1 protein-coding gene and 1 pseudogene are annotated in these 1411 nt (G+C 72.4%); both read right to left on the reverse strand.

Features of this window, described 5'->3' with window-relative positions; translation table 11 throughout:
• Nucleotides 1-718, reverse strand: a 718-nt coding sequence (gene dapA, locus GT354_RS38465) for a 4-hydroxy-tetrahydrodipicolinate synthase (RefSeq protein ID WP_161361023.1), incomplete at its 3' end; no start/stop codon positions are given.
• Nucleotides 715-1411: pseudogene (locus GT354_RS38470) on the reverse strand (hypothetical protein); the annotation flags it as partial. The gene dapA and the pseudogene GT354_RS38470, both read right to left, overlap by 4 nt.

The following is a 1411-nucleotide window of genomic DNA, read 5'->3' on the forward strand; positions in this document are numbered from 1 at the left end:
GCGCCCGATCGAAGTCGCCCACCTGATAAGCCTCGTACATCTGCGCTACCGCGCTCGGCGCGATGTTGGCCAACGCCGAGACGAAACCCACGCCGCCGAGCGTCAGCACCGGCAGGCACAACAGCTCGATGCCCGACCAGACCAGCAGTTCGGGACCGGCGGCCTCGATCACCCGGGAGAAGTGCTCGAAGTCCTTGGTGGTCTCCTTGATGCCCACGATGTTCTCGTGCGCGCGAAAGAGCCTGCCCACCGTGTGCGGGTCGATCTCCACGGCGGTGCGGCTGGGCACGTTGTAGATCACGATCGGCAGGTCCGGATACTCGCGCGCGACGGTGGAGTACCAGACGAACAGCGCCTCCTGGGTGGGACGCGCGTAGTACGGGGTGATGATCAAGGCCGCGTCGGCGCCCGCGTCCCGGGCCACGCCGGTCAGTTCGAGGGTCTCCGCCAACTTGGCCGACCCGGTGCCCGGCATGAACGGCACCCGGTCGTCGATCGCGCCGGCCACCACCCGGATCGCCTCGGCGCGCTCCGCGACGCTCTGCGACGACGGCTCACCGGTCGAGCCGCCCAGCGAGATGCCGTGCGATCCGGCCGCCAACTGCCACCGCACCAGCCGCCGCAACGCGTCGACGTCGACCGCGCCTTCGGCGGTGAACGGGGTGACCAGCGGCGCGATCGAGCCGTGGATCAGGGACGGATCCGAGCGGAACTTCATCGGTACTCCTCACGGGTGGCGGGCGAAGGACGGTCGGCCGGGATGCCCGGTCGCTGCGCCGCCCAGGCCCGGTAGGCGGGCTCCCACGACGGGTCGAGCGGGTACAGGCCGGCCAACCGCCGCCCGGCCGCGACCTGTTCGGCGATGAACGCCTCGCGCGACTCCTGCTCCTCGGCGTCGTACAGGACCTCGGCGACCAAGGCCGGCGGGATCACCACGGCGCCGTCGTCGTCGGCGACCACGACGTCGCCGACCTGGACGGTGGCCCCGCCGCACGCGATCGTGACGTCGCTCTCCCACGGCACGTGCCGACGGCCCAGGACCGCGGGATGGGCGGCGCCGGCCAGGACCGGCATGCCGAGCGCGGCCACGGCGGCGCTGTCGCGTACCGCGCCGTCGGTGACGATGCCGGCCGCGCCCAGCGTTTTGGCCCGCAGGGCGAGGATGTCGCCGAGCGTGCCCGCGGCTTCGACGCCGCGCGCCTCCATCACCAGGACCTCGCCCGGTCCGAGCGAGTCGACGGCGCGCTTTTGCGCGTTGAAGCCGCCGCCGTGGGTGGCGAACAGGTCCTTGCGGAACGGGAGGTAGCGCAGCGTGCGGGCGGTGCCGACCAGGCGGCTGCCCGGGATCAGCGGGCGCGGGCCGTCGATGGAGACCGTGTCGAAGCCGCGAGCGCGCAACTGCACGCTCAAC

The organism is Streptomyces sp. SID3343, assembly GCF_009865215.1.
Lineage (GTDB): Bacteria > Actinomycetota > Actinomycetes > Streptomycetales > Streptomycetaceae > Embleya.